Consider the following 26,815-nt stretch of genomic DNA (forward strand, 5'->3'; position numbering starts at 1 on the left):
GGCGGGTCTGTAATTTCCGTACCGGCGAAACGACCCACAGGAGTGAGTTGTCACATGAGCATGGAATCAGGCACCGGCGGGAGCCCCGTCGGCGTGGTGGTCTGGGCGGGCAGCAACCTCACCGACTTCCAGATCAGCAAGCTGCGACACGTGTACGAATCGAAGCGGCTGAGCGGATTCGACGATGACACGGAGCGGCTCGCGCGAGAGATGTTCGACCGCGTCCGGCTCGACGACGCGGACCACGAGAACGAGATCATGAAGAACGCGTTCGGTGTGTCCGGTGTGCAGCAGGCGATGGACCAGGAAATGATCCACGCCGAAGTGACGAGCACGGTCCAGATGATCCTGCTCTCCCGCTTCGAGGACGTCGTCGTCTTCCGGCCCGATGACGGACTCTTCCTGCGCAGGGCCAAGGCGGACGTCGAAGAGGCCTGGATGCCCTTCAACGACCTGGCACAGGTTCGCGACGGGCTACGCGACTCCGGGGCAGCCAACCGGCCGGTGGTCCTGGTGACGATCGGTCACGGCGGTCCACAGGGACACACCCATTTCCCGGCCAAGGGCATGTTGACCCAGCAACAGATCTCCTCCGGCCTCGCGGTACCGACGGACGCGAACACGCTGTACATCCCGCTCCAGTGCTACCCGCAGAAGGCGGTCGAGCAGTGGCGGCAGCTCGGCGGGAAATCGGTGAGCATCAACAACACCGGCAGGTCCGACGACTCCGAGATGAAGCAGTGGATCCACGACCGCCTGGAAACCGACATAGCGAAATGGTCCAGCAACAAACTGTAGACCGCGGCGGTCGGTGGATATCGAACAAATCAGGGTACTTCGATCGATCCTCAATACCGGGATGACAGTGTGCTTGATCGCCACTCGCGATCAAGCACACTGTCATTTCGCGTACGGCCATTCGAGCATGTCCCGGGTATGTCCCGGGTATGTCGTCGTGTGACGAGCGTCCCACACCGCCGCGCCGTCGACTGACCACAAAGGACATGAAGTCCACTACGGACCCGCCATCCCCGGCGCATTGGCTGACAACCTGTCAACCTCCATCCCGTGCGTCCACATATGGCACACAACCGCGACCGCTCCATGATCCCGACTTCCTGTACCGGAAAATGGCACCCGGTGAACCTCCTGTCAAGAAGAGCGGTTCAGGAAGTTTTCCCGAGTTCTCCGGGCGCCTGTCATCGCGTCCGCGCTCTGGCGCGATGCCGCCCCCGGCTTGTACATTGCGAGTGCGGGCCGCTGGGAGGGGATGTTTCCCGACATGTTTCTCCGACTGTTACGCCACCGTGTGACGGTCTCCGTAGTGCCGGGCAACACCTACGCGAGCAGGTACTGGGGTTCGGGGGGCCATAATATTTTCATCAAGTCGGTAAGGTTGTAAAACAACCTTGTGCGCATCCTGTGATCTCAATTGAATCCATCTCGGGATTGTTCGCGCGGGTTCACCTGACCTGCGACATGGCGATGTGTTCGTTGTCATGTGATACGGGGTGATTCAGACTGGGGTGGAGACAGAGGGGAGCTGGTCCAGATTACGTCGAAATACTCAACGCCACATGGTACTGTGCCCGAGTTTTTCGTGGCCTCTTTCGATGAGTTTGTCCGCAAGTTCCCGATTGAGCGGGTCCGACTGGATTCGTTGCGCCCAGCAGATGACTCTCCTCGGATAGGCGGAGTGAGCAACAGACATGCCAGCCTGCTGGCGGAAATGGAGTGCCCATTTCCACCGATCCTCGTCGACAAACGCGAAATGCGGGTCATCGACGGCATGCACCGTGTGCACGCCGCAGCGTTGCGTGGGCTGGAGTTGATCGACGCTCGGCTGATCGTCACCGACGCGGACACGTCATTCTTGTTGTCCGTCGTCGCCAACACCGCACACGGTTTGCCGTTGTCCCTCGCCGACCGGAAGAGAGCGGCGATCCGAATAATCCGGACGTGGGGCGAGTGGTCGGACCGGGCGATCGCCGTGCAGGTCGGGCTGAGCCACAAAACCGTCGGCGCGTTGCGCAGGCGAATCGGCGACAGCGCGCAACCGGTCACCCGGATCGGACGCGACGGCCGCGTCCGCCCCCACACGACGGCCGACGGCCGACGGACAGCCGCCAAACTGCTGCGTGAACACCCGGAAGAACCGCTCAGCAGGGTGGCGCGACTCGCCGGAATCTCGCAGACCACGGTCAAAGACGTCCGGCGTCGCCTGGGCAACGGCGAGGATCCCGTGCGGTGGAACCAATCGAGCGACACAATCATCCCTCATCCACGGCCCAATCATTCTAGCACAATGAATGCCAGAATGTCCTCGGGCGCGGAGTCGAACATCGATCGATGGCGGCACATCCACGATCTGCGTTCCGACCCCTCGTTACGGGCGACCGCGGCGGGACGCACGCTTCTGCGTGCCCTGGAACCGCATATCCGCAACGAGGTCGACTGGGACACGATCGCCGACAGCCTGCCGCCGCACTGGCTCAACACCATCACCGAGCTGGCGAGCCAGTGCGCGGAGAACTGGCAACGCCTCGCGGTGCAACTGGCCGCTCGACGCGATCCGCGCTAATCGCCCTCCGGCACGAAGGCAGTCGCGGGGCGGCCGGCCACGACCACCGCAGGCGTGGCGGTACGGAAGTCGAAACGAAATCGCCTTGAGAAAGGATTACGCATGGCCAGAACGGTGCTTGTGACCGGCGGGGGCAGTGGATTCGGATTTCTCATCGCCGCGCGGTTCGCCAAGGACGGTGACCGCGTCTACATCACCGGGCGGCGAGCCGATGTGCTGGCGCGGGCCTGCCAGGCACTCGGTGAGAATGTGCTTGGTCTGCCGGGCGACGGCGCGGATCCGGAAACCGTCGAGCGCGTGGCCGCCGGTGTCGATGGCGAGGTCGATGTGCTGGTCAACAACGCCGGTGGCCTCAGGGGCCTCGGCGCGCCGCCTGCGAAAGGGCTGCGGGAGGTCCTGACGAGGTGGCAGGCGGACATCGACGCGAATCTCGTCACCGCGGTGCTGATGACCGAGGCGCTCTCGGAGCGGTTCGCCCGCGGTGGCGCGCTGATCCACATCGGATCCGTTGCCGCCGACCAGGGTAGCGGCTCGTACGGCGCGGCGAAGGCGGCGCTGGCCTCGTACAGCGTCGGACTTGCCGGGCAACTGGGGCCGCGGGATGTGACGTCGAACGTCGTGTCTCCCGGCTACTTCCCGGGCACCGAGTTCTTCGGCGACGGCCTGCCACCGGATTTCCACGACCACCTGGTCGCCCAAACCGCGCTCGGCAGGCACGGAAACCCTGAGGAGGTCGCCGACATCGTCTACTTCCTCGCATCGCCGGGGGCGCGGTTCATCACCGGCCAGGTCGTCAACGTCAACGGCGGGGTCCACGCCACCCGGTAGCGGAAAAGGCGTTGGGCCGGACAGTCCCTGTCCGGCCCAACGCCTTTTTTCGATGTGGTGGTCAGCGAAGGTGGTAGACGAGGTCGTCGCGGTCGCGGCGGCCCGCGGTGAAGGTGGATCGCATCTCCGGCGGGTTGGCCGCGCCCAGGTCACGTATCTCGTCCCAGTCGAGGACGACGATACGGCTGGCGAGCTTCCATTCGCCGTTCCTGCGTTCGAACCGGTCGGCGTAGCGACCGGCGAAGGTCATCAGCCGCCGCCCTTCGGTGACCTCCCGCAGCACGTGGTAGGCGATGAAGTAGGTCTCCACCGCGGCCACGTCGCGGTCCAGTTCGATGTGCGAGTTGCCGATGAAGTGCATTGTGGACTCGAACGCCTCGCGCATCTTCGGCACGACGTCCGCGGCGAACGCGTACCCGTCACCCTTGTACATGCCGTGGTCGTCGTACGAGTCCCGGTGGTAGGCCGACCGGATCAGGTCTTCGTCCAGCCGGTCGATGCCCCGGCAGTACCGGGTCATCGCGGCCCGGATCTCGCGCTCGGCGACCAGCTTCTCGAGGTCGGTCATCGGCTGAGCGTCGTCGTGCGGGCCTTCCAGGAACTCGAGGACGACCACCGGGACCTCGCGGTGCTCGTTCTCGACGAAACCCGACATGATCGGCGACTCGACCGCCATGGCGGCGATCAGCCCGTCGCGCTCCGCACCCCGCGCGGTCCTGGCTTTGGCCGTGCGCCGGGCCAGGTCGCCGGAGTCGGCAGGCACCTCGACTGTCACTTGTGGATTCGTGACGAGGTTGCGGTACCAGGCGGGGTGGCTGGCGGCGCCGTACGCGGACGCGATCACCACGATGGCGTCACGGCCGTGGGCGAAGTACGCCACCGGGCAGGTCCGCGGCAGGTTCGTCCGGGCGCCGGTGGTGGTCAGCACGGCGAGCCGGATGCCTTCGGGCACCAGCGGATTGGTGATCCGACCGCCTGTGGCCCGGAACTCCTCGATGATCTCTGTGTTCACGGACGCGGTCATCGGCCCGCGTTCTCGGTTTTGAGGGAGTCCAGCACCAGGATGACCTTGCCGGGATCGACGTACTCCCGCATGGTGGCGATCCGCCCGGCGTGGACGGTGAAGAACGCCGCGAACCCGGCGTCGTAGTCCCGGCCGTCGGTCACCTTGCCGAAGTGCCTGCCGCGGACGACCACGAGGTCGTCCAGCTCGTCGAACGAGGTGATCTCCAGGTTGCGGGTCAGGTAGTAGTTCGAAATGGTGGACATCATCTCGACCACCGCTTCCGGGCTGCGGTAGATCCCGCCGTACGGCAGCTCCGCCGGGATGTTCCATTCCACCGAATCGTCGAGCAGCTTGATGAACTGGTCGATTTCTCCGCGACCAAAGACGTCATAGGCTTGACGCACGACGTCACCGCTGGCACCCAATGGTGGCCTCCGAATCGTTTGTGAATACCCAGCCGGGCTGTGCACGGCCCACCTCGGCGCGGAGTGCGCTCAAAGATGTGGGCAACGTCCGACCAAGCTAACCGAACGGGCGAGTCGACGGAAGGCGCATGCTGCCGCCAGCACCGGCGTGACGTGATCCGTTGAACGCGATCAACAACGAGCGGCCGAGTCAAGTGGGGAATTTACCCAGTTGCCCGCCACCCGACTCGGGGCGCCTGACCACTCGGTTTGCCGCCTTGACAGGCTACATGGCCTTTGCAAACCTTGGTCGTGCCGCTGGACGGCGGTCGCATCGGCCCGCGTATCCCGGGCCTTTCTCCACACAATTCGCACTGGATGGGGGCATGGCGAAATTGTCATCGCCGGACGTTTCTAAATCACCTTCACGCGGGCCGGATTCGAATACAGCTACCACTTCGAGGTTACCGACCGACGTCCACGTTCTGGTCGTGGGCGGCGGTTTCGCGGGAATAGGCCTCACCATCCGGCTCCACCAGGCTGGAATCCGCGACTTTCTGATAGCCGAGCGGTCGGCCGACATCGGGGGAACGTGGCGGGACAACGACTATCCGGGCTGCACGTGCGATATCCCGTCCACGCTCTACTCCTTTTCGTTCGCACCCAATCCGGCCTGGACGTGGTCCTTCGCGTCGCGGGACGAGATCCTCAGCTACCTCCACGAGTGTGTGCGACGCTGGCAGTTGGCCGACCGGATCTCGCTGAACACCGAGGTGTTGTCCGCGAAGTGGGACGACGACGCCAGGCGCTGGCAGGTCGAGACCAGCCGGGGGCCTGTCACGGCGACGTTCCTGGTCGCCGCCACGGGTCCGTTCGACCAGCCCGCGGTACCCGCACTGCCGGGCCTGGACGAGTTCACCGGGACCGCTTTCCACTCGGCGCGCTGGGAGCACGGTCACGACCTGACCGCACGGCGGGTCGCGGTGATCGGCACCGGCGCGTCCTCGGTGCAGATCGTCCCCGCTGTCGCGGAGTTGGCCAAGTCCGTGCAGGTGTACCAGAGAACCCCGGCCTGGGTGATGCCGAAGAAGACACGGCCCGCCGGTGCCCTGCGCCGCGGCCTGTTCCGGGCTGTGCCTGCCACGCAACGGATGCTGCGTGCGTTCCAGTACTGGACGCGTGAGCTGCCCGCACTGGCGGTCGGCGGGAACCGGGTGCTGCTGGCGATGCTGGAGGGCCAAGGCCGGGCCCACCTGCGCGCGCAGGTCCCGGATCCGGAACTGCGCCGCAGGCTGACCCCGGACTTCCGGATCTTCTGCAAGCGCGTGCTGCTGTCCGACGACTTCTACCCGGCCCTCACCCGGCCCCACGTCGAACTCGTCGACAACCCGATCGCCCGGGTGACGGCGGACGGCATCGTCACGGCCGACGGCACGTCACGGCAGGCGGACACGATCATCTTCGCCACCGGCTTCACGGTCACGGATCCGCCGATCACCCACCGGCTGTACGGGCGTGGTGGCGGCAGCCTGGCCGAGACCTGGCGCGCGCAGGGCCGTGCGGCCTATCTGGGCACCTGTGTCAGCGGATTTCCCAACCTGTTCCTGTTCACCGGTCCACACGCCGGCACGTCGCACACCTCGTTGCTGGTCATGATCGAGGCGCAGGCGGGCTACATCACCGACGCCCTACGGACTGCCGTCGCCGGTGCGGTGGAAGTGATCGAGGTCCGGCCGCGGGTTCAACACCGGTTCATGGCCGCCGCCGGGGACGCGGTGGGGCGCACCGTGTCGGTGACCGGTGGCTGCACGAGTTACTACCTCGACGCCGACGGCCACAACACCACCCTGTGGCCGGGCGCCAGTTGGCGGTTTCGCCGCCGCGCCAGACGGTTCGACGCGGAGTCCTACCACTTGGTGCGGCAGGGCACCGAGCCGCGCTTCGTGGAAATGGAGAGAAAATGACGAACACGGACACGGCACTGCGAGCCGAGGTTCGTTCCCGCATCGAGACGTTCGTGCGGCAGGTGTGCGGGTTTCGCGGCGACGTCAACGACGACGTCTCCTTCGCCGAGATCGACATCGATTCGCTCGAACTGGTGGCGTTGACGCAGGAGTTGCAACGCGAGTACGGCGTTGCCCTCAACGACGAGCGGTTGCTCGGCCTCGACCGCGTCGGGCAGGCGGTCGACCTCGTCACCCAACGCATCACGGCGTCGCGCGCCGTGTCATCCGACACGCAGGAACGTGGTGCGAAATGACCTCCTACATCGTCAGCACCGGCCGGTTCCTGCCGGGATCACCGGTGAGCAACGAGGAAATCGACGAGTACCTCGGCGCTGTCGGCCCGAACTCCGCGCTCGTTCGTGACCAGACGCTGCTCAACAACGGGATCAAGACACGGTACTACGCCATCGACCGGCAGCAGCGCACGGTCGTCTCCAGCACGGACATGGCGGTGAACGCGTCCCGCGAGGCGATCGGCCGCGCGGGCGTCACGATCGACGACGTCGACCTGATCGCCTGCGGTACCACCATCCCCGACCTGATGGCGCCCGGATTCGCCAGCATGGTGCACGGCGACCTCGGTGGCCCGGCGTGTGAGATCGTCACCGCTGGAGGCCTGTGCAACGCGGGCATGACCGCCCTCAAGGCCGCCCACCACCAGATCACCGTCGGCGAGAAGCACACCGCGCTGGTGGCTGCGGCCGAATTCCAGTCCCGCACGTTCAAGAACACCCGCTACAACGGCGTGGCACCGGTGTCCGGCGACGGCGCCATGGCACTGGAAATGGCGTTCATGCGCTACATGCTGTCCGATGGCGCCGGGGCCATGGTGTTACGGGATCGCCCGGCTGTCAACGGAACGAGCCTGCGCGTCGACTGGATCAGCCTGACCTCGTTCGCCAACACCGGGCCGACCTGCATGCACTTCGGCAGCGAGTCCGGCGAGACCCGGCAGTCCTGGCTGGACTATCCGGACGCGACGGCGGCCACCGCGGCGGGCGCGCTGGTCATGCGGCAGAACCTGGCACTGCTCCCGCACCTGGTCAAGTGCGGCGTCGACGAGTACGAGCGGCTGCTGGCCGAAGGCCGGTTCGACCCGAGCGCGATCCGCTGGTTCCCGGCCCACTACTCCAGCGAGAAAATGAAGGAAATGGTGCTCACGCAGCTGCGGCGGCGCCAGGTGGACGGACCGCCGCTGGACACGTGGTTCAGCAACCTGCAGCAGGTCGGCAACATCGGCTGCGCGGCCATCTTCGTCATCCTGGACGAGCTGATGACCTCCGGCCTCGTCTCGCCGGGAGACAAGCTGCTGTGCATGGTTCCCGAGTCGGGGCGGTTCTCCATCGCCTTCATGCACCTGACCGCCGTCACGAATGACGAGGTGCGAACTTGACCGGCCGGGCACCGCTGGTCCGGGTCTACTGGTACAGCCAGACCGGCCAGCTCAAGGAGACGGTGGACGCCTTCGTCGGTCCGCTGGCCGACGCGGGCTGGCGAGTGGACCGGCGGCAGGTCGTACCCAAAGAGGACTATCCCTTTCCCTGGTCCGCCAGGCGGTTCGTCAGCGTGCTCACCGAGGCCGCCGACCGGTCCACAGTGTCCGATGTTTCGATCGAGCACGGCGGCGCGGTCGAGGACGACCGAGCCCCGGACCTGGTGGTGTACGCGTTCCAGGTCTGGTACCTGGCTCCCTCGGTCCCGATGCGCTCGGTTCTGGTCCGGTTCGCGGACGAGTTCGCGGGGGTACCGGTCATCGGCCTCACCGCGTGCCGCAACATGTGGTACTCCGCCGCGGTCGCGGTGCGACGCCAGGTGAACCAGGTGGGCGGGCGCTACCTGGGCACGGTGGCCGCCATCGACGACGCCCCACCGGCGGCCACGTTCGTCACGACGCTGCGCTGGCTGCTCACCGGACGGCGAGAGCCGTTCTCCGTCTTTCCCAGAGCCGGGGTCGGACCCGAGCAACTGGCCAGGGTACGAGCAGCGGGCGAAGCAGTCGCCGAGGCCACGGCCGACGCGGGCGGCGCACTAGCCGACCGTGTTCCCGGAGCCCTGCGCCGGAGCGACGCCGCGGTGGTCGACCAGACGATCGCCGCCGCGGACCTGCTGGCCGGTCGGTTCTTCGGTGTCTGGGCCCGGCTGGCCAAGGCCGCGCGGCCGGGTGTGCCGCGTCGACTGGTTCTGGTGGCGTTCCTCTGCTGGCTGTTCGGTTCGGTCCTCTTCGGACTTCCTGTGGTCGCGCTGGTGCGCAAGCTGGCGGGGCGTCGGTTCGACCGGGCACTCCGACGGGCGTTGGCGCCAGTGCTCGCCGCCGAGGCGAAGTCGTGACGGCCCGGTCCGGCCCCGATGTCGTGGTGGTCGGCGGCGGCCCGGTCGGGCTGACGGCCGCGGCGCTCCTGGCCCGATGCGGCGTCACGGTCACGTTGGTGGAGCGCGGTTTCCGGCCCGCACCGCACCCACGGGCGACCGTAGTCAATGTGCGGACCATGGAGATCCTGCGCACGCTCGGCCTGGCCGAGCGGGTTCGGGCCGCCAGCGTGCCGATCCAGTCCGCCGCCACCATCAGCTGGCGCACCGCGCTGGTCGGGCCGGAGGTCGGCAGGCTGGATCTGGTCGGCTCGGCACGGCAGTTGATGGTGAAGGCCGCGCAGAGCCCGGAGCTGCCCGCCATCTGTGCGCAGCACCGGATCGCGTCGATCGTGACCCAGTCGCTGACCAGCGATCCCCGGGTGAACCTGTGGTTCGGTTGCACGGCAACCGCTGTGGACACCGACACCGACGGTGCCGTCGTCACGGTCAACGGACCGGGAGGCACGGAACGGATCCGATCGCGCTACGTCGTGCTGGCCGAAGGGCTGCACGGCGGGCTGCGGGCCGGGGTGGGCATCACGGAGACGGCCAAGTCTCCCCTGGGGCGCCTGCTGGACGTGCACTTCCGGCTGGCACCCTCGGCTGTCGCCGGTGCCGTCGGCAGTGCGATCTACTGGCTCGTCGGGCAGTCGGTCCAGGGAGCCCTGATCACGGTCGACCCGCGCCTCGGTGAATGGCTGCTGGAAGTGCCCGCGATGTCGGCCGCCGACGAGCACCGGCTGTTCGGCTCCGAACTCGACCTGCCCGCGTTGCTGCGGACCGCGCTCGGTGTGGCCGAGACACCCCAGGTGCTGTCGGTCCGGGACTGGTTGATGGCGACGACCGAAGTGGACCGGTGGCGGGACGCGAGCGGGCGGGTGTTCGTGGCCGGGGACGCGGCGCACACCTTCCCCCCGACGGGCGGGTTCGGCATGAACACCGGCATCCAGGACGTGCACAACCTGGCGTGGAAGCTCGCCGCCGTCCTGTCCGGCCGGGCCGGGGACGACCTGCTGGACAGCTACGAGACCGAGCGGCGGCCGGTGGCCGAGTTCAACGCCGCGCAGAGCGAGCACAACGCGATCCAGACCATGAAGTTCTTCGCGGAGTGCACCGGCCCGCTCGCCGATCCGGGACCGGCGGGCACGGCGGCGCGGCAGCGGTTGCGCCCGCTTGTCGAGCAGCAGCGGCCGCACTTCGACTATCCGGGCCAGGCACTGGGTTTTCGCTACCGCGATCCCGGCGACGACGGGCCCGTCGTGCCGGACGTGGTGGACTACCGCGCGGAGCTGGTTCGCGGTGGACGGGTACCGCACCACTGGCTCGACCAGTCGCACAGCACGTCCACAGTAGACATCGACGGCCCCGGTTTCGTCCTGTTCACCGATCCCGCTCAGGTCGAAACCTGGTCGGCCGCAATCGGGTCAGCCCCCGTACGAGCTCAAGGGCTGCCCACGGCACGCACACTCCTCGGGACGTACGCGGCGGCATTGGTCCGCCCTGACGGTCATCTCGTCGACTTGCTGCCCGGCCACGAGCCTGCCGTCGAGGTGGACACGGCACTCCGGTCCGCTCTCACGTCTGTCCACACATTGTCCAGATCCAGCGGGGAGCACACCACATGAGCGACCACGTTCCGGCCGGCCGGACGTTGACCGGCGCGGACCTCGCCAGGCTCGCCGGTGCCGATCGGGAGATCCTGCGCGGCGCACTGGAGGGCGTCGACGAGGACGCACTCGCCGAGCTGCTGGCCACGGCCGAAGGCGACACCGTGCTGAATGCCGTGTTCGCCCGCATGCCGGAGTTCTACACCCACGTCCCGTTCGACCCGCCGGTCGTCGCACGCTGGCACGTGTGCCGCAACAACCCACCAGGTCCGATCCGCCGTGACCTCGTCCTCGGCCCCACCGGTACGTGTGTGGTCGTGCCGACGCCGGATGCCGGGCCACCCGCCGACGTGACCTTCACGCTCGACGCGATCCACTTCCTGCGTATGGCGTTCGGCGCGAGCACCGGGATGGACTTGTTGATGCGCGGCCACCTGGAGGTGGAGGGCGACGGCAATCTCGCTGTGCGGCTGGAGTCGCTGTTCGGCCTCGGCGCCGGGACACCGTCGTGAGCCGTAGACGAGTCGTGGTGACGGGTGTCGGCCTGGTCACTCCGTTGGGCATCGGCACCGACACGACGTGGGACGCCCTGATGGCCGGGATGTCCGGGGCCGGGCCGATCACCGCGTTCGACGCCTGCCGCCTGGACGTCCGGATCGCCGCCGAGGTCCCGGGCTTCGACCCGCTCGACTGGCTCAGCTCCCGCAAGGACACCCGCCGGACCGACCGGTTCTGCCAGTTCGCCGTCGCCGCGGCGGCCATGGCTCTCGAAGGTGCCGCGTTCACCGACCGGTCGGACGTGGCGACCGTGATCGGCAGCTCGATCGGCGGGGCCCGGACGATCATGGACGGCGTCCAGGTGGACGCGAGTACTCCTGCCTTGGTGTCGCCGTACTTCGTGCCGTCGTCGATCGTGAACATGGCCGCCGGGACCGTGGCTCGCATGCACGGGTTCGGGGGTCCTGCGGTGGCGACGTCCACGGCCTGCGCGTCCGGTGCCGACGCCATCGCCCTCGCGTTCGGGCTCGTGCGCGAGGGCCGGGCGAGTGCGGCCTTGGCCGGTGGCACCGAGGCGTGCGTGGTGTCGCCGCTGATCGCCGGATTCGGCAACATGCGTGCGCTGTCGCGGCGCAACGACGATCCTGCGGGCGCGTCGCGGCCGTTCGACGCCGACCGGGACGGCTTCGTCCTCGGTGAAGGTGCTGGCCTGCTCTTGCTGGAGACCGCCGAGTCGGCGATCGACAGGGGCGCGCGGGTGCTCGCCGAGATCGTCGGATGTGGACAGACCAACGACGCGTACGCCATGACCGCGCCCCGCCCGGACGGCCTGGCCGCTGAACGGGCGATGACGCTGGCGTTGCGTGATGCCGGGCTTCGGCCGGACCGGGTGGACTACATCAACGCCCACGGCACTTCGACGCCGCTGCTGGACGTCGCCGAGACTCGGGCGATCAAGCAGTCGTTCGGTGCGCACAGCAGGCGGCTGGCGGTCAGCTCGACCAAGTCGATGACCGGTCACCTGCTGGGGGCGAGCGGAGGTGTCGAGGCCGCGGTGTGCGCGCTGGCCATCGACCGGCACCAGCTGCCGCCGACGATCAACCTCACCCGGCCAGACCCGGACTGCGATCTCGACTACGTGGCCGGCGAGGCTCGCAAAGCCGACGTCGACGTCGCGCTGTCCAACTCGTTCGCGTTCGGCGGTCACAACACTTCACTGGTGTTCCAACGATTCGGAGGATGACGGTCGATGGCCACACTGTCGCAACCACACTCGTCCTGGCCGAGCGTGCTCGTGGTCGGTGCCGGGCCGACCGGGCTCGCGCTGGCCTGCGAGCTGCACCGCGCGAACGTGCCGTGCCGGGTGATCGACGCCGCGATCGAGCACGGCACCCGGTCCAAGGGCATCGCGATCTGGCCGCGGAGCCTGGAGATCCTGCGGGATCTGGGAGTCGCCGACGAGGCGGCGGAGCGCGGGCTGCCGGTGCGCGGGGGCTCCCTGTGGTCGCAGGGGCGGCCCTTGACCTCCTTCGACCTGGCCGGCCTGGATTCGCGGTACGGCTGGGGCCTGGTCCTGCCGCAGCCGGAGACCGAGGAGCTGCTGGAACGCCGGCTGGTCGAGCTGGGCGGGAAGGTCGAGAAGGGCGTGCGGCTGGTCCAGGCCCGGACATCGGTCTCGGGGCTGCCGACGGTCACCCTGGAGAGCGCGGACGGTCAGGAGACCACTGAGGTGGACTGGCTGGTCGGCTGCGACGGCCCGGCCAGCCAGGTCCGGGCCGACGCCGGGATCGCGATGTCCGGCGAGCTGGAGCAGTACGGCTGGCTGCTCGCCGACGTGCGGCTGCGCACCGGGCTGCCCCGGGACTGGATCAACTGGTTCCTGCACGCGAACGCCGTGCTGCACGTGCTGCCCATGCCGGGCGACCAGTGGCGCCTGACGATGACCGTCGGCGCGCAACGGCCCGATCCGGCCGAGTGGCCGATGGCCCGGGTACAGCAGCTGGTGACCGCGCGCAGCCCGGTTCCGATCACGCTGACCTCGCTCGAGTGGCTCAGTGGATTCCGCGTGCGGCAGGGCATCGCGGCGCGCTTCCGGTCCGGCCGGGTCCTGCTCGCCGGTGACGCCGCGCACGTGCACAGCCCGGCCGGGGCGCAAGGCGTCAACGCCGCGCTGCAGGACGCGGTCAACCTGGGCTGGAAGCTGGCCAAGGTGTGCCGGGGCGAGGCCCCGGACGTGCTGCTCGACTCCTACGACGCCGAGCGCAGGCCGGCCGCGTCGCTGACCGTGCTGATGGCCGACCGGATGACCAAGGGAGCCACTCTGAGCAGCCGGTTCGCCCGGTCCGCCCGAGACCGGCTGTGGTCGAACGCGGGGCGACGCGGCGTGGTGCAACGGGCGCTGCCGCCGGTGGTCAGCGGTGTGCGCCAAGGACATCCGGCCGGTCTGGTGCCCGCGTCCGCGCCGAGGCTCGTCGCCCGGCACGCACGTGGTCTGCTGGCCACTGTCGTGGGCCGCCCGTACGTCGGTGCCCGGCTGCCCGACCCGCTGCTGGACGGAAGCGGCCCGGCGACACCGCACCGGTTGTGGGACCTGTGGCCTGCCGGTACTCCGGCGGTGCTGGCCTGGGCGGGCCGGGGCCGACGGTGGGACGAAGTCGACGGGTTCACCGCGCTGTACCGCGCGGTCCCGAGGGACGTACCGGTGATCGTGTTCGACTCGCCGGGTGTGCCCGCCGACGCGATCCCGGACACACCTGCGTGGCAGGTCGTGCCGGATTACGCGGGCGTGGTCCGGCGGTCGCTGCACGCGGGTCCGGACACGGCCGTCGTGGTACGGCCGGATCGATACCTGGGTGGAATCGGGCGCGCCAGCACGCCCGCCGCCATCCGGGCCTACTTCCAGACTGTCGGAGGTGCGTGCTGATGTTGGACGCCGGCGAGGTCGTGTCGAACACGCAGTCGGGCGAATGGGCCAGGGTCCGCACGGAGCGGGCGGGCACCGGCGGGCAGCTGATCGAGTTCGACTACCGGTTGCGGGGCGGCGGCGCGGTCGCGGCCGCGCACATCCACCCGAACCAGACCGAGACCTTCGAGGTCGTCGAAGGCGAGATCACCATTCAGCTGGGCGGCGAGAAGATCCTGGCCAAACCGGGCGTCCGGTACGTCGCGCTGCCCGGTGTCCCGCACCAGATGGTCAACCACACCGACGAGGACGCGATGGTGTTCAGCACGACCTTTCCCGCGCTGCGCATGGACGAGTTGCTGGAAACCGTGTGGGGTCTGGCATCCGACGGCAAGACCAACCGGTGGGGTTACCCCAATCCGCTGCGCGCGGCCGCCATCGCCGACGAGTTCCGCTCGGACTTCGTGCTGGCCTCGCCACCGGCGTGGGTGCAGAACCTCGTGTTCCGGTCGCTGCGGCCGATCGCCCGGCTCCGGTATCCGGGCACCTACGTCCCAGTCAGCCGCAGGCGCCTGCGCCCGGCACCCGAGAACGGAGGCACACGGTGAGCCGCTCCCCCGTCACCACTACCACTCGGGACCGGCCGCCTGGGCCACCCGGCGTGCAGTTGCGGACGGTCCGCGGTCTGATGACCGACGCGCCCGGTTTCCTGACCTCGATGCGGGACCGTTACGGGCCACTGGTCCTCGTACCGCTCGGGCCAAGGACCATGTACCTGCTGAGTGACCCGGAGGCCATCGGTGACGTGCTGATCGCCTCGGCGCCCCGGTTCGACAGCGACATCCTCGGCAACGCCGCGGCCAACGGGAGCGGGCAGGCACCGTTGGCCCGGCTGCTCGGCCGCGGCCTGCTGACGAGCATCGGCCAGCAGCACCGCAAGCAGCGCAAGTTGCTCCAGCCGCTGTTCCACCGGCAGCGGGTCGCGGGCTACGTCGACGCGTTCGCCGACATCGCCGAGCAGCGCGTGGCCGGTTGGACCGACGGCGCGCGGCTGGACATGCTCGCGGAGATGATCGAACTCACCATGGCCGTGGTGACGAGGACGATCTTCGACGTGTCACTGGACAGCGACGTCAGCTACGCGGTGCGCACCGCGCTGCCCCGCAACGACGGGCCGCTGCGGTGGACCCTTGTTCCCGGCGGGGAGGTGCTGTCGCGGCTGCCGTTGCCGTCCAACCGGCAGTTCCTGCGCGGCCGCAACCGGCTGTACACCGTGGTGCACCAGCTGATCGCGGAGCGCAGGAGCAACGGGGCCGACGGAACGGACCTGTTGTCCATGCTGATCCAGGCGCGGGACCAGGACACCGGCGAGCCGATGGACGACGAGCAGGTCCGTGACGAGGTGCTGACGCTGCTGATGGCCGGGCACGACACCACGGCCAACTCGCTGGCGTGGGCGCTGCACCTGCTCGCCACCAACCCGGCGATGGCCGAGCAGGTGCACATCGAGGTGGACCAGGTCCTCGGTGGCCGCCTGCCCGCCTTCGCCGACATGCCCGCGTTGCCGTGGACTCGTGCGGTGTTCGCCGAGGCGCTGCGCATCTACCCGCCGGTGTGGATGGTCGCCCGGCGCGCGCTGGCGGAGCACACCGTGCTCGGCACGCGTGTTCCAGCGAACGCCACCGTGGCGATGAGTCCGTGGGTCGTCCACCGGGACCCGCGGTGGTGGCCGGATCCGGAACGTTTCGCGCCGCAACGGTGGGTCGAGCGCTTCCCGGACGGATCCACCGACAACCTGACCGCGACCGCGCTGTCGCCCGACCGCCCGAGGTTCTCCTACTTCCCGTTCGGTGGCGGTCCGCGGCAGTGCATCGGCAACGAGTTCGCTCAGCTCGAAGGGGCCGTGGTCCTGGCGACCCTCGCCCGCGACTGGCGGGTGGAGCCCGTCGCGGGCCACACCACACACCCGCAGGCCAAGATCATCGTCCGGCCGCGCGGCGGCCTTCCCCTGCGAGTCGTTGCCAGGCATCGCTGACAGTGGCCATTTCGCTGCCATCCCGCTCCCGACACGAAGGATTCGAACGACCATGCCTGCAAGCGAGACCGTGTTCTTCTTCCCCGGTCAGGGGTCCTACCACGCGGGCGCCTTCGCCCTCGCCCGGCGCCGGTACCCGGAGGTCAAGGCCGTGCTCGCGGACATCGACGCGGTGTCCGAGGAGATCTACGGCGAATCCCTGTCCGGCATCCTGTTCACCGACCCGCAACCGGATCTGACCCAGCTGTCGGCCAACTACGACCCCTGGGTCGCCCAGTTGGCGATCTATGCCGCCTGCATCGCGGCCCACCGGGTCCTCGTCGAGCGCGGCGGGCCACCCGACGTGATCACCGGGCACAGCCTCGGTGAGATCACCGCGCTGGTCGCGGCCGGCGCGTACAGCGTCTCGGACGGCGCACGCATCGTCGTCGAACGCGTGCGCGTCATCGAAGGGCTCAACCTGGCCGACGGCAAGATGGTGGCCTTGGCGGTCGACCAGGCACGTGCACGGCAGCTGGTCGACGTGCTCGACGCCGAAGCGGTGTCCGTGGCTGTGGTGAACCACTCCGGCCAGACCGTCTGCAGTGGACCGAGCAGGGACATGGTGCGGCTGCTGGGAATCGCGCGGCTGCTGGGCATCACCGCGACCGAGTTGATCAGTCCGTACGCCTTCCACTCCCCCGTACTGGCCGCGGCGGTACCGGCGCTGGCCGAGCGGATCGCGAAACTGCCGAGGAAACCGCTGACCGTGCCGGTGTACTCGCCGATGGGCCGGTACTACTACGACGAGAACCACGACCTCGCCGCCGAGATCGCCGCGCAACTGGTCCGGCCGGTCTGGTTCGCGGAGGGGATGGACACGCTGTACCAGCGAGGAGCGCGGCGGTTCGTCGAGGTCGGCCCGCTCACGACGCTGGGGCGTCTGGCGCACAAGGCGTTGCCGGACGCGGACGGGCTCGAGACGTTCGCGACGCTGGATGTCGTCCGCGCGGATCAGCTCGCGCTGGACGACACGCTGACCGCTCTGCGCGTGCCGGAACACAGCGAGGTCCTGCGCACTGTCCTCGCCCCGGAACTGACCGTCGACGCGTTCACCGAGTTCTGGTCACGGAACGGAAACGACATCATCGCGGCCGCACGCGCCCGGCTCACCGAGAGCGCCGAACCCGTGGTGACGCAGCCCGCTGCCACCACCGACGCGGTACAGCCGATGGGGCAGCCGGACATCGAGGCCGAACTGCGTGCCCTGTACTCCGATGCCCTGGAGTACCCGGTGGAGGTGCTCACCAGCGACGCGCAACTGGAGGCGGATCTCGGCATCGACTCGGTGAAACAGGTCGAGCTGCTGCGCCGGTCGTTCGACCGGTTCGGCCTGCCCGCACGGGACGAGGCGTTCCGGGTGACGAGCTACGACACGCTCAGCAAGATCAGCGAGTTCATCCACGACAGCATGCGCGCACGGTCCTAGTAGTTGTGACCAGAGGAGTGACGTGGACGAGATAGCCATCGTCGGAATGGGTCTCGCGGTCCCAGGGGCGAACTCACCGGCGGAGTTCTGGCGGGTACGCGGCACCGGCGCGGAGTTGTTCGTGCCGCCCCCGGCCGACCGCTGGAACCGCGCGGCCTTCATCGCCGATGATCCCGGCGCGGAGGACAAGTCCTATCAGGACCGGTTCGGTTTCCTGACCGGCTTCCGGCCCGAGCCGCAAGCAGCCGACGCCTGCGCCGGGATGGAGATGACGACGGCGTGGCTGCGTCACTCGATGACGCAGGCGCTGCGCGGAGTCCGGCGCGACGCGAACGATCGCGTGGTGTTCCCGGTCGCGTACACCCCGGACGGCAACCTGGACCTCGAACAGACCGAGGTGGTCGCGTCCATGCTCGACCGCCTGACCGGCGCCATGGCCGCCGACGGCGTCCCCGCGGCCCGGCGCGAGGAGGTCTCGGCCGCGGCGGCCGCGGTCCTCGGGGATCACTTTCCCCGAGCCACCACCGATCCGGCCCGGCTGTTCCCGGACCGGGTGGCCAGGATCGCCATGGCCGGATTGCTGCCGGACGACACCGACGTGCGGACCGTGGACACTGCCTGCTCGTCGGGGCTGTACGCGATCGCCATGGGCATGCTGAGCCTGCGTCTCGGCCGCTGCGACCTCGCGGTGTGCGGCAGCTCGTTCGCGTTCACCGCGAGGTCCACGGTGATGTTCGCCAAGCTCGGCGGGCTGTCCCGGCGAGGCGAGGTGCGCTCCTACGACGACACAGCCGACGGCGTGCTCTTCGGGGACGGCGCAGGCGTGGTCGTGTTGAAAACGTTGCGCCGCGCGCTGGACGACGGCGACGAGGTCCTCGCGGTGCTGACGTCCGCCGGGATGTCCTCCGACGGGCGCGGCACAGCGATCTACGCACCCAACGGCAACGGTCAGGACATCGCCGTGGCCAGGGCCCTCGCCGGGCCCGTTGGCGCAGCGGACATCGACTGGGTGATCGGGCACGGAACCGGGACACCGACCGGCGACGACGTCGAGCTGCGCACGATCGGCAGGCACTACACCAACGTCCACGTGTCATCGAACAAGTCGCTCATCGGTCACCTGGCCTGGTCGGCCGGGATGGTGTCGGTGATCGAGGCCGTGCTCGGCCTGCGGCACGAACGGATTCCGGCACAGATCCGGTTCACCGCGCCACGGTCGGCGGCGGAGCTGGACGAAGCGGGCATCCGGATTCCCCCCGAGGCCGTCCCGTGGCCGCCACGCGCGGGTCGGCCACGGGCGGCTGCGGTGTCCGCGTTCGGGTTCGGGGGCACGAACGCACATGTGGTCGTACGGGAGCACGCGCCGAACGAGCGGCCCGGCGCGGCTCCGACCGCGCGGGCCCGCGACCGGCGTGCGGTGATCGTCGGCTGGTCGGCGCTGTTGCCGGGCCTGGCCGACCGTGCCGCCACAGTGGACTGGATCCGCGGCACGGGCGACGACCCCGCGGCAAGCTTCGGCGCCGACTACCCGATGCCGCCGTTCCAGCAGGTCCGGCTGCCACCCGGGACGATCCGGATGATGGACCGCACCCAGCTCATGGCCATGCAGTGCGCTCATGACCTGTCGACCCGGCTGTCCGGGCTGTGGGAGGACCACGCGTCGGACGCGGGAGTGTTCGTCGGCCACAGTGGACCGACCCGGGTCGCCATGCTGATCGCGAACCGGATCTACCTGGACGATGTCGTGGACACGCTCCGTTCGGACTCGCGGACCGCGACGCTGCCGGAGACAACCGGCGGGCTGGCCGGGCTCAACGAGGACGTCCGAGGCGCGATCCGGCCGGTCAACGAGGACTCCTACCCCGGCACCATGCCCAACATCATCGCGGCTCGGGTCGCCAACCGCTTCGACCTGCACGGCCCGAACATCGCGCTGGACGCGGGCATGGCGTCCGGACTCGCGGCGATCGACACCGCGGCGCTCTACGTGCGCACCGGTGAGCTCGACCTGGCCCTGGTCACCGGCGTGCACGGCAACACGCTCCCGGAGTTCGCCGCGGGCCACGGGCGCACCGGCGCCGACCTCGCCGAGGGCGCGGTCATGTTCGCGGTGACCACCGAGGATCTCGCTGCTCGGTACGAGCTTCCCATCCTCGCTCACGTCGGCGACCTGGTGACCTCCGCGAACCAGGCGGACCAGGCGGACGATGCCGTGACGATCGAGTGTGCTCCCCGGTTCTCCCGTTACCTCGGGGCATCCGGCGCCCTCGGTGTCCTCGCGGCACTGCATCGCCCACCGGGCCGGGTCTCCGTGCGGTGCTCGGATCCGGCCACTCGGCTCGACCTGACGATCCCCGAGCGTTCACCGGCCGAGCCGACAGAACAGTTGGTGCGGCGCAACGCGGTTCGGCTACGGCCCGCGCCTGCCGAACCCGTCCGCGACCGGGTGCCTTTCCTGCCGTCCGGGCTGGTCCTGCTCACCGACCACCCCGGCCTGGCCGCCGCGCTCCCCCTGCCACCGGACGCCACCGTGTTGTCGACGGCGGCGGCACCAGACCGGCCTGATTGGATGGTCATGCCGGTGCCCGAACCCGAGGCGATCAGCAAGTGGCTGGCGGCGCGGCACGAGCCCGTGCGGCACGTCCGGATCCTCACTCGGCTGGCCGAATCGGACGCGTTACTGGCCTTGCACGATGCCGCTTTCCTCGTCACACAGATGAGCGCAGCGAGCCTCGCTGAGCCGGGGTCGTCGGTGATCGCGTTGCTGCTCGGCGGCCACACCGGAGGAACAGTGGCCGCGCCCGTCGGCCTGTTCACCGGCCTGATCAAGGTCGTCGGGCTCGAGTTGGCCGGGTGCCGGGCTTTCGCGCTCGCCACCACCTCGGCCGATCCCGCGGTGGGAATCCGGCAGGCCGACGCGGAGGGCGGGCTGCGCAGGACGTTCCCGGTCGTTCACTACGACGGCGACACCAGGCTGGTTCCCGGCCTGGTGGAAGTGCCGATCGAGCCGGGTGGGAGCGAACTGACCGCCGAGTCCGTCGTGGTGGCGGTCGGCGGCGCGCGCGGCATCACCGCCGAGGTGACCAAGGAGATCGCGCGCCGCTACCGGTGCCGGATCTACGTACTGGGCAGCGGCAGGCTGACCGACGAGGACAGCCGCGAATGGGCCGCGGCGGGCGGGTCGCGGTCCGCGTTCATCCGGCGGCGGCTGGCCGGGGACCGATCTGTGCCGGTCCCCGCGCTCAACAGGGAGTTCGACCGGCTGGCGAACGCCGAGTCGACCCGGGACACGGTGGCACGCCTCGCCGAATCCTGCGGGGCTGACCGGGTGCGTTACCTGTCCTGCGACGTGACGGACGCCGACGCTGTCCAGGCGGCAGTGGACGAGATCCTGGCGGCATCGGCATCCGTGGACCTGCTCGTCCACGCCGCTGGGCGAAACCGCTCGGCACCGATCGCGGACAAGCGGTTCGCCGAGTTCACCGCGATCCGGGACGTCAAGGTGAAGGGGTACTGGAACCTCAAGCGGGCGTTCGGCGACCGGCAGCCGCGGATCTGGTGCAACTTCGGTTCCCTGATCGGCTACTTCGGACAGCTCGGCGAAGCCGACTACGCCTCCGGCAACGACTTCCTCGCATCCGCGGCGACCGCGGCCGCGGCGGAAGGCGCGCGTGAGTACACCATCGACTGGACGATGTGGACCGGTGCGGGCATGGCAGGCAGTTCCGGCGACCTCGCTGACAGCTACTTCCGGCGGACGGCCCTGTACACCGCCATGAGCAGCGCCGAAGGCGTGCAGTACTTCCTGAGCGAACTGCGGGCCGCCAACACCGAACCCGTGGTCCTCACCATGGGCGCGGCCGACCAGCACACCTTCGGCCAACTGCACCCTGGCCACCTTGTGGGGCAAGGGCGCCCGCGCGGCCGGTTCTACCTACCCGACGGGCAGCCGACGGCCGAGCAGGCGGTCACCTTCGACGTGGTCTTCGACCTCGCCGTGGACGGGTACCTGCGTGATCACCTCGTGCGTGGCGTTCCGACGCTGCCGGGCGCGTTCGTCACCGAGATCGCGGCGGAAGCCGCGGGACGCCTGGTCCCGAACGGGAAGGTGATCGCGTTCGTCGACTCCCGGTTCGAACGGTTCGTGCACGTCCATCCCGACCGTGGCCGGGTGTCCAAGCGGGTCAAGGCGACCGTGCTGGGTGAGACCGACGGCGTCACCGAGGTCGACGTGGTCATCTCAGAGGACGTCCGCTCGCCCGGCGGGGTGCTCCTGGTGCGGGACCGGACGCATTTCCGCACCCGGGTACTGCTTGCCGGCAAGCATCCCGATCCGCCACAGTGGCTACCGTGGTCCGATGCCGTGGCCGACACCGCTGTGACCGAGCCGCTGGCCGCCGGGGACACCACGATCGCACTGACCGGGCCGTTCCACTGTTTGGCCGACATCCGCGGCTCCGCCTGCCGGACGCGCGCGACCTACCGCTTCGCCGAGCGCGCGGACCACCCGCTGGCCGATTCGTTGCTGATGCCGGTGTTCCTGATCGACGGCCTCGCCAGGGTCGGTCTGGCCGCCGGATCGGACGGCGCGGTGCGTACCCCGACCGGCGTCGCGCGGATCGATCTGTACGCCGAGGGCAACGACTGGGACCTGCGCACCCTGCACGGCGAACTCGCCCTGTACGCCCAGGACGACCGGATGGTCGCCCTGGCCCCGGACGGTCAGGTCGTCGCCGGGATCAGCGGGGTCGACTCGGCCGTACTGCGGTGGTGATCGCCATGCGCCCCTTCGAACTCGTCCACACCAAGGAGATCTCCCGATGACCAGCACGACATCCGAGGCAGTGCACCTCGACGAGGCGTTCATGGCCGATCCGCACGCGCTGTACGCCCGGCTGCGCGCCGAGGGGCGGCAGGTGGTGCGGGCGGTGATGCCGAGGGGTCTCCCGGTGTGGCTGGTGACGAGCTACCGGGACGTGCGGGCGGCGCTCGCCGATCCGCGTCTGGCCAAGAGCCACGCCGGAGTGGACGCGGCGATCAAACGGCACACCGGTCCGGACAGTCCACCCCAGTACTTCGAACAGCTCAACGAAACCATGATCACGTCCGATCCGCCGAACCACACCCGGTTGCGCAAGCTCGTGCTGCGGGGGTTCACCGGCCGGGCCGTCGCCGCCCTGCGGCCCGCGATCGACCAGATCGCCACCGGCCTGGCCGACGACATCGCGCGGGCTGCGGGCAACGGGGTCGTCGACCTCATCGAAACCTTCGCCTACCCGCTGCCGATGGCCGTGAGCTGCCAGATGTTCGGCGTGCCCGACGAGGACCGGGCCGACTTCCGCACCTGGGCGAACATCCTCACCTCGGCGGCCGAGCCGGACGAGTTCGAGGCCGCGGCCGACGCGTTCGCCAACTACCTGGCCGGGCTCGTGACGAGCAAGCGGGCCCAGCCGGGCGACGACATGCTGTCGGCCATCGTCGCGGGCGGTGAGGACGACCGGCTGACCGACGCGGAAGCCGTGGCGATGGCGTTCCTGTTGTTGAGCGCGGGCCACGAGACCACGGTGAACATGATCAGCAGCGGCACACTCGCCCTGCTGACCAACGCGGACCAACTGGCCCGGGTGAGCGCCGACCACAGTCTGTTGCCCGGTGCGGTGGAGGAGTTCCTGCGGTGGGAGAGCCCGGTGAACCTGGCCACCATGCGGTACACCACCGAGCCGATCACGATCGCGGGTGTCGAGATCGGCGCGGGTGAGATCGTTCTGCTCGCGCTCGGTGCGGCGAACCGGGATCCGGACTACTGCGAACGCCCGGACGAGGTGGACGTGACCAGGGACATCGCGCCCAACGTCGCTTTCGGGTACGGCGTGCACTACTGCCTGGGCGTCTCGCTGGCCCGGTTGCAGGGCGAGATCGCGTTCCGCACCCTGCTCACCCGGTTCCCTCGAATGTCTCTTGTGGACCCTCCGAACACGCTGACCTGGCGGGACAGCCCCACGGTCCGAGGCCTTACCCACCTACGAGTGCGCCTGGGCTGAAACAACCCCGCGCGGTCGTGCTCACACGGGCACGGCCGCGCGATCCCGGCGCCACGAGTAAGCGCTCACGAGCATGCCCAGCACCGTGACACCCGCGGCGACGAGGTAGACGGTGCGCAGCCCCGGCCCGTCGATGACCACTCCGCCCAGCCAGCCCGCGAACGCCGCCGCGAGCTGCCACGCCGAAGCGTTCACCGCGAGGGCGAGCCGCGGCGCACCGGTCGCGGTCTTCAGCACGCGCGTCTGCATTCCCGGCACACCAAGGAACCCGACCAGTCCGACCACGAACACCAGGACCGCGCTGATCACCGTGCTGGCGCTCGCCGCCCACATGACGAGCAGCACCGCTGTCAGCAGGGCGAGCGAGGCGATCTGCCACGGCATCAGCGCGCGGTCGGCCAGCCAGCCACCGATCAGGCTGCCGACAGCGGCGCCCACCCCGAACAGCAGCAACATGACCGCGATCAGGCCGGGACTGACCCCGCTGAGGTCGGTCAGCAACGGCGCGAGGTACGTGAACACCATCAGCAGGCCCGCGTTGCCGATCGCCGTCACCGCGATGGCCCGCTGCACGTTGCGGTTGCCGACCACTTTGAGCTCCGCCATCGCCGAGGTGCTCTCGCTGGCCACCGCGGGCACCAGCCGCCACGTGAGGAGCAGGCCCAGCGCGCAGATGGCGGCCACGGTGAAGAACGTGGCGCGCCAGCCGAAGCTGTCGCCGACGAACGTGCCGAGCGGGGCGCCGAGGACTATCGCGAGGTTGGTGCCGAACACCAGTTTCGACACCGTGGAGGCGTGCTTCTCGGGCGGCACCGTCGACACCGCGATCACGATGGCGTTCGCGAAGAACGTCGATATCACCAGCGAGGTGATGATCCGCGCCAGGAACAGCACCGCGTAGACCGGAGCGATCGCCGACACCAGGTTGCCGACGATGGTGACGACGAGCAGCGTCAGGATCAGCGGTTTGCGCGGGTACCGGACGGTCAGCGCGGTCAGCACGGGGCCGCCGACGACCATGCCGATGGCATAGGCGGTGACCAGCAGGCCCGCCGTCGGGATCGACACCTGGAGGTCCGCCGAGATGTCCGGCAGAATGCCCGCGATAACGAATTCACCGGTCGTGATGCCGAAGACGCACAGCATCAGGGACACCAAACTCAACGGCATCACAATGTTTATCCTTGTACAGAAGTCCGATGTGTCATGACTCGACCGGAAACGCGCTTCGACACCCCGAAGAATTGCCGCCGACGTGCGGAATACCGCCACCCTCCCGGCGACGAGATCATCGTACGCGCACACCCCATCCATAACGTCGGATCGAAGTCGCGATCCCGATCCGGAACGAGGTAACCAGACAACCACAGACCGTAACCGCTGTCAAGCCGACCACTTCCGCCCACACCAGTGCGATGACCAGCGATTATTGCCGTACGAGCCGTTGTCAAACGGTTTCGCTCAAAGCTTATCCGCTGAGAGCAGATTCGCTTGGCAGCGGCATTGCACGTGCTCGACCGCGCTTTCCACCTTTGCTACATTCGGGATGTACATCACCCACCGCCTGGGAGGAGCGACGTCACGTGGTGTCACCATCGTTGGACGTGCAGATGCCGGTTGCGACCGCGGGGCTCAGCCTGAACGACTCGGTATTCGAAAGGCTGCTCAAAGAACGCATTGTGTTCCTCGGGTCAGAGGTGGACGACGATGTCGCCAACAGGCTCACCGCGCAATTACTGCTGCTGGCGGCCGAGGCCCCGGACAAGGACATCACCTTTTACATAAACTCCCCCGGCGGCTCGGTCACCGCGGGCATGGCGATCTACGACACGATGCAACTCGTCGAACCGGACATCGCCACCTACGCGATGGGTCTCGCGGCATCGATGGGACAATTCCTGCTCACCGCGGGCGCATTCGGCAAGCGTTACGTGCTGCCCAACGCGCGCGTCATGATGCACCAGCCCCTAGCCGGAGTCGGCGGCGTCGCCTCGGACGTGCGGATCCGGGCCGAGGTGTTCGGTCTCTGGAAGAAGGAAATGGCCAGCATCACCGCGGAACGGTCCGGCCATTCGGTCGAGCAGATCCTGGCCGACCAGGACCGCGACCGCTGGTTCACGGCGGCGGAAGCCCGCGACTACGGCCTGGTCGACCACGTGATCAGCGCACCGTCGGCCGTCCGGCCGAGTTGACCCGGCTCCCCCGCTCGCCCGGCCGCGCCCCGTGACTGGCATGGGGAGCGCACTGGGTTTCGTCACCCGATCTCGACGTCGAGCGGGTGAAGCATCATCCACACCGTGCGCCTGTCGCAGGGGTCTCCCTGAGCATCGTCAGCAGCGGGCGAGGTGTGCGTCCCCAGTCAGGTGGTTGGCAGGTAGGAGGCGATGTCTGCGAGTGCGTCCAAGGTTCCGCCGTCGACGTGCCCCGTGGCGGTGTCGGCTTCGGCGACGATCATTGCTGTGCCGTCGGGGCGGGCGTGGTAGTGCAGGCCGGTCATCTTCACGTCTGCCAGGCCAAGGGCCGCCGTGATGCCCAGCGGCCGGATGTCTCCACTGCCGTGGACGTCTTCGACTTCCTTGAACTCCCGGGCGTGTGCTTTCGTCTTGAATCCGACTCGCACGACCGTGACGACTGCGGCGTTGCCGTGGCCATCGCCCACTGCGAGGACAACTCCCCGCATCGATGTGCACGGGGTCTTGGTCAGGAACTCGCGTACCTGGTCAGTGGCGGCCGCAATGCAGTTCATCTCGCGTTCGACCTTGCGTTTGAGCTGCTTGAACTTCACCCTGCTCCACGCCTCGTCGGACCTTCCTCGCTTCGCCGACTCGCGACCTTCGGCGCGTCGGGTGTTCAGCGAGCGGCCAGGCAGTGAGTCCACCGCTCCCCCGCTGTTTCCCGCCAGGGCTTCCGACGTGACCGCGCTGCCGGATCCCCCGCTGAGGGCGCCGCCGAGCCCTGCCGCGCCGCCACCGCCGGCGATGACCGCCGCGGCGGCCGCTATCGCCACCACCCCGCCCTTCGTGCCGCCGATCTTGACTCTTCTGCCGTCTTTCAGCGTTACCCATCGTTCCTCTGGCACACGATTCCCCT

At 68.8% G+C, this 26,815-nt stretch carries 21 protein-coding genes; 17 read left to right on the top strand and 4 right to left on the bottom strand.

The window, feature by feature from the left end:
- Nucleotides 1-54 precede the first annotated feature (54 nt).
- The 3 genes from ALI144C_RS19315 to ALI144C_RS19325 all read left to right on the top strand — a co-directional run bounded on the left by ALI144C_RS19315 (nucleotide 55) and on the right by ALI144C_RS19325 (nucleotide 3,409).
- The gene (locus ALI144C_RS19315) at nucleotides 55-798 is read left to right on the top strand and encodes a hypothetical protein (protein ID WP_076988515.1); all 744 of its coding nucleotides are present in this window, start codon (nucleotides 55-57) and stop codon (nucleotides 796-798) included.
- A gap of 898 nt (nucleotides 799-1,696) precedes the next feature.
- Entirely contained in the window at nucleotides 1,697-2,581 is an 885-nt protein-coding gene (locus tag ALI144C_RS19320) for a ParB/RepB/Spo0J family partition protein (RefSeq protein ID WP_237774222.1), read from the top strand.
- 102 nt (nucleotides 2,582-2,683) lie between these two features.
- A complete protein-coding gene (locus tag ALI144C_RS19325) occupies nucleotides 2,684-3,409 on the top strand; it encodes an SDR family NAD(P)-dependent oxidoreductase (protein ID WP_076988516.1) in 726 nt (241 codons plus the stop codon).
- A gap of 61 nt (nucleotides 3,410-3,470) precedes the next feature.
- On the opposite strand, the gene ALI144C_RS53380 is transcribed toward ALI144C_RS19325, so the two are convergent.
- Both ALI144C_RS53380 and ALI144C_RS19340 read right to left on the bottom strand, forming a co-directional pair.
- Entirely contained in the window at nucleotides 3,471-4,421 is a 951-nt protein-coding gene (locus ALI144C_RS53380; protein WP_202818994.1) for a nitroreductase/quinone reductase family protein, read from the bottom strand.
- Nucleotides 4,422-4,429: 8 nt separating this feature from the next.
- Nucleotides 4,430-4,819 (bottom strand): nuclear transport factor 2 family protein, encoded by a 390-nt coding sequence (locus tag ALI144C_RS19340; RefSeq protein WP_168211293.1) that lies wholly within the window; start codon nucleotides 4,817-4,819, stop codon nucleotides 4,430-4,432.
- Between the two features lie 491 nt (nucleotides 4,820-5,310).
- Between ALI144C_RS19340 and ALI144C_RS19345 the strand changes: the two genes are divergently transcribed.
- The 13 genes from ALI144C_RS19345 to ALI144C_RS19405 are packed head-to-tail and all read left to right on the top strand — an operon-like array spanning nucleotide 5,311 to nucleotide 23,725.
- Entirely contained in the window at nucleotides 5,311-6,783 is a 1,473-nt protein-coding gene (locus tag ALI144C_RS19345; RefSeq protein ID WP_202818995.1) for a flavin-containing monooxygenase, read from the top strand.
- Nucleotides 6,780-7,079: an acyl carrier protein gene (locus ALI144C_RS19350; protein ID WP_076988518.1), complete on the top strand. Its 300-nt coding sequence runs from the start codon at nucleotides 6,780-6,782 to the stop codon at nucleotides 7,077-7,079. Before ALI144C_RS19345 ends, ALI144C_RS19350 begins: the two co-directional genes overlap by 4 nt.
- Nucleotides 7,076-8,218 carry a 3-oxoacyl-[acyl-carrier-protein] synthase III C-terminal domain-containing protein gene (locus tag ALI144C_RS19355; protein ID WP_076988519.1) on the top strand — a complete coding sequence of 381 codons (1,143 nt, stop codon included), beginning with the start codon at nucleotides 7,076-7,078 and terminating at the stop codon, nucleotides 8,216-8,218. Before ALI144C_RS19350 ends, ALI144C_RS19355 begins: the two co-directional genes overlap by 4 nt.
- Nucleotides 8,215-9,153: a hypothetical protein gene (locus ALI144C_RS55575; RefSeq protein WP_076988520.1), complete on the top strand. Its 939-nt coding sequence runs from the start codon at nucleotides 8,215-8,217 to the stop codon at nucleotides 9,151-9,153. The genes ALI144C_RS19355 and ALI144C_RS55575 overlap by 4 nt, the downstream gene beginning before the upstream one ends.
- On the top strand, nucleotides 9,150-10,799 hold the full coding sequence (locus ALI144C_RS55580; protein WP_076988521.1) for an FAD-dependent oxidoreductase: 1,650 nt from the start codon (nucleotides 9,150-9,152) through the stop codon (nucleotides 10,797-10,799). Before ALI144C_RS55575 ends, ALI144C_RS55580 begins: the two co-directional genes overlap by 4 nt.
- Nucleotides 10,796-11,293 carry an SCP2 sterol-binding domain-containing protein gene (locus tag ALI144C_RS19370; RefSeq protein WP_076988522.1) on the top strand — a complete coding sequence of 166 codons (498 nt, stop codon included), beginning with the start codon at nucleotides 10,796-10,798 and terminating at the stop codon, nucleotides 11,291-11,293. The genes ALI144C_RS55580 and ALI144C_RS19370 overlap by 4 nt, the downstream gene beginning before the upstream one ends.
- Complete coding sequence (gene fabF, locus ALI144C_RS19375; RefSeq protein WP_076988523.1) at nucleotides 11,290-12,522, top strand: beta-ketoacyl-ACP synthase II; 1,233 nt, start codon at nucleotides 11,290-11,292, stop codon at nucleotides 12,520-12,522. Before ALI144C_RS19370 ends, fabF begins: the two co-directional genes overlap by 4 nt.
- Nucleotides 12,523-12,528: 6 nt before the next feature.
- On the top strand, nucleotides 12,529-14,202 hold the full coding sequence (locus tag ALI144C_RS19380; protein ID WP_076988524.1) for an FAD-dependent monooxygenase: 1,674 nt from the start codon (nucleotides 12,529-12,531) through the stop codon (nucleotides 14,200-14,202).
- A complete protein-coding gene (locus tag ALI144C_RS19385; protein WP_143230737.1) occupies nucleotides 14,202-14,789 on the top strand; it encodes a cupin domain-containing protein in 588 nt (195 codons plus the stop codon). Before ALI144C_RS19380 ends, ALI144C_RS19385 begins: the two co-directional genes overlap by 1 nt.
- Nucleotides 14,786-16,216, top strand: coding sequence for a cytochrome P450 (locus tag ALI144C_RS19390; protein WP_143230738.1), 1,431 nt, complete (start codon nucleotides 14,786-14,788; stop codon nucleotides 16,214-16,216). Before ALI144C_RS19385 ends, ALI144C_RS19390 begins: the two co-directional genes overlap by 4 nt.
- 52 nt (nucleotides 16,217-16,268) lie before the next feature.
- Entirely contained in the window at nucleotides 16,269-17,684 is a 1,416-nt protein-coding gene (locus ALI144C_RS19395; protein ID WP_076988526.1) for an ACP S-malonyltransferase, read from the top strand.
- A 22-nt stretch (nucleotides 17,685-17,706) separates the two neighbouring features.
- On the top strand, nucleotides 17,707-22,458 hold the full coding sequence (locus ALI144C_RS19400; RefSeq protein ID WP_076988527.1) for an SDR family oxidoreductase: 4,752 nt from the start codon (nucleotides 17,707-17,709) through the stop codon (nucleotides 22,456-22,458).
- A gap of 46 nt (nucleotides 22,459-22,504) precedes the next feature.
- Nucleotides 22,505-23,725 (top strand): cytochrome P450 family protein, encoded by a 1,221-nt coding sequence (locus tag ALI144C_RS19405; RefSeq protein ID WP_076988528.1) that lies wholly within the window; start codon nucleotides 22,505-22,507, stop codon nucleotides 23,723-23,725.
- Between the two features lie 21 nt (nucleotides 23,726-23,746).
- On the opposite strand, the gene ALI144C_RS19410 is transcribed toward ALI144C_RS19405, so the two are convergent.
- A complete protein-coding gene (locus ALI144C_RS19410; protein ID WP_076988727.1) occupies nucleotides 23,747-24,895 on the bottom strand; it encodes an MFS transporter in 1,149 nt (382 codons plus the stop codon).
- A gap of 440 nt (nucleotides 24,896-25,335) precedes the next feature.
- Between ALI144C_RS19410 and ALI144C_RS19415 the strand changes: the two genes are divergently transcribed.
- Nucleotides 25,336-25,917 (top strand): ClpP family protease, encoded by a 582-nt coding sequence (locus ALI144C_RS19415; protein ID WP_076988728.1) that lies wholly within the window; start codon nucleotides 25,336-25,338, stop codon nucleotides 25,915-25,917.
- A gap of 167 nt (nucleotides 25,918-26,084) precedes the next feature.
- Here ALI144C_RS19415 and ALI144C_RS19420 read toward each other — a convergent pair whose 3' ends face one another.
- A complete protein-coding gene (locus ALI144C_RS19420; protein ID WP_237774223.1) occupies nucleotides 26,085-26,804 on the bottom strand; it encodes a hypothetical protein in 720 nt (239 codons plus the stop codon).
- Nucleotides 26,805-26,815 lie beyond the last annotated feature (11 nt).

It is taken from the genome of Actinosynnema sp. ALI-1.44 (assembly GCF_001984155.1).
In the GTDB taxonomy this organism is placed as follows: domain Bacteria; phylum Actinomycetota; class Actinomycetes; order Mycobacteriales; family Pseudonocardiaceae; genus Kibdelosporangium.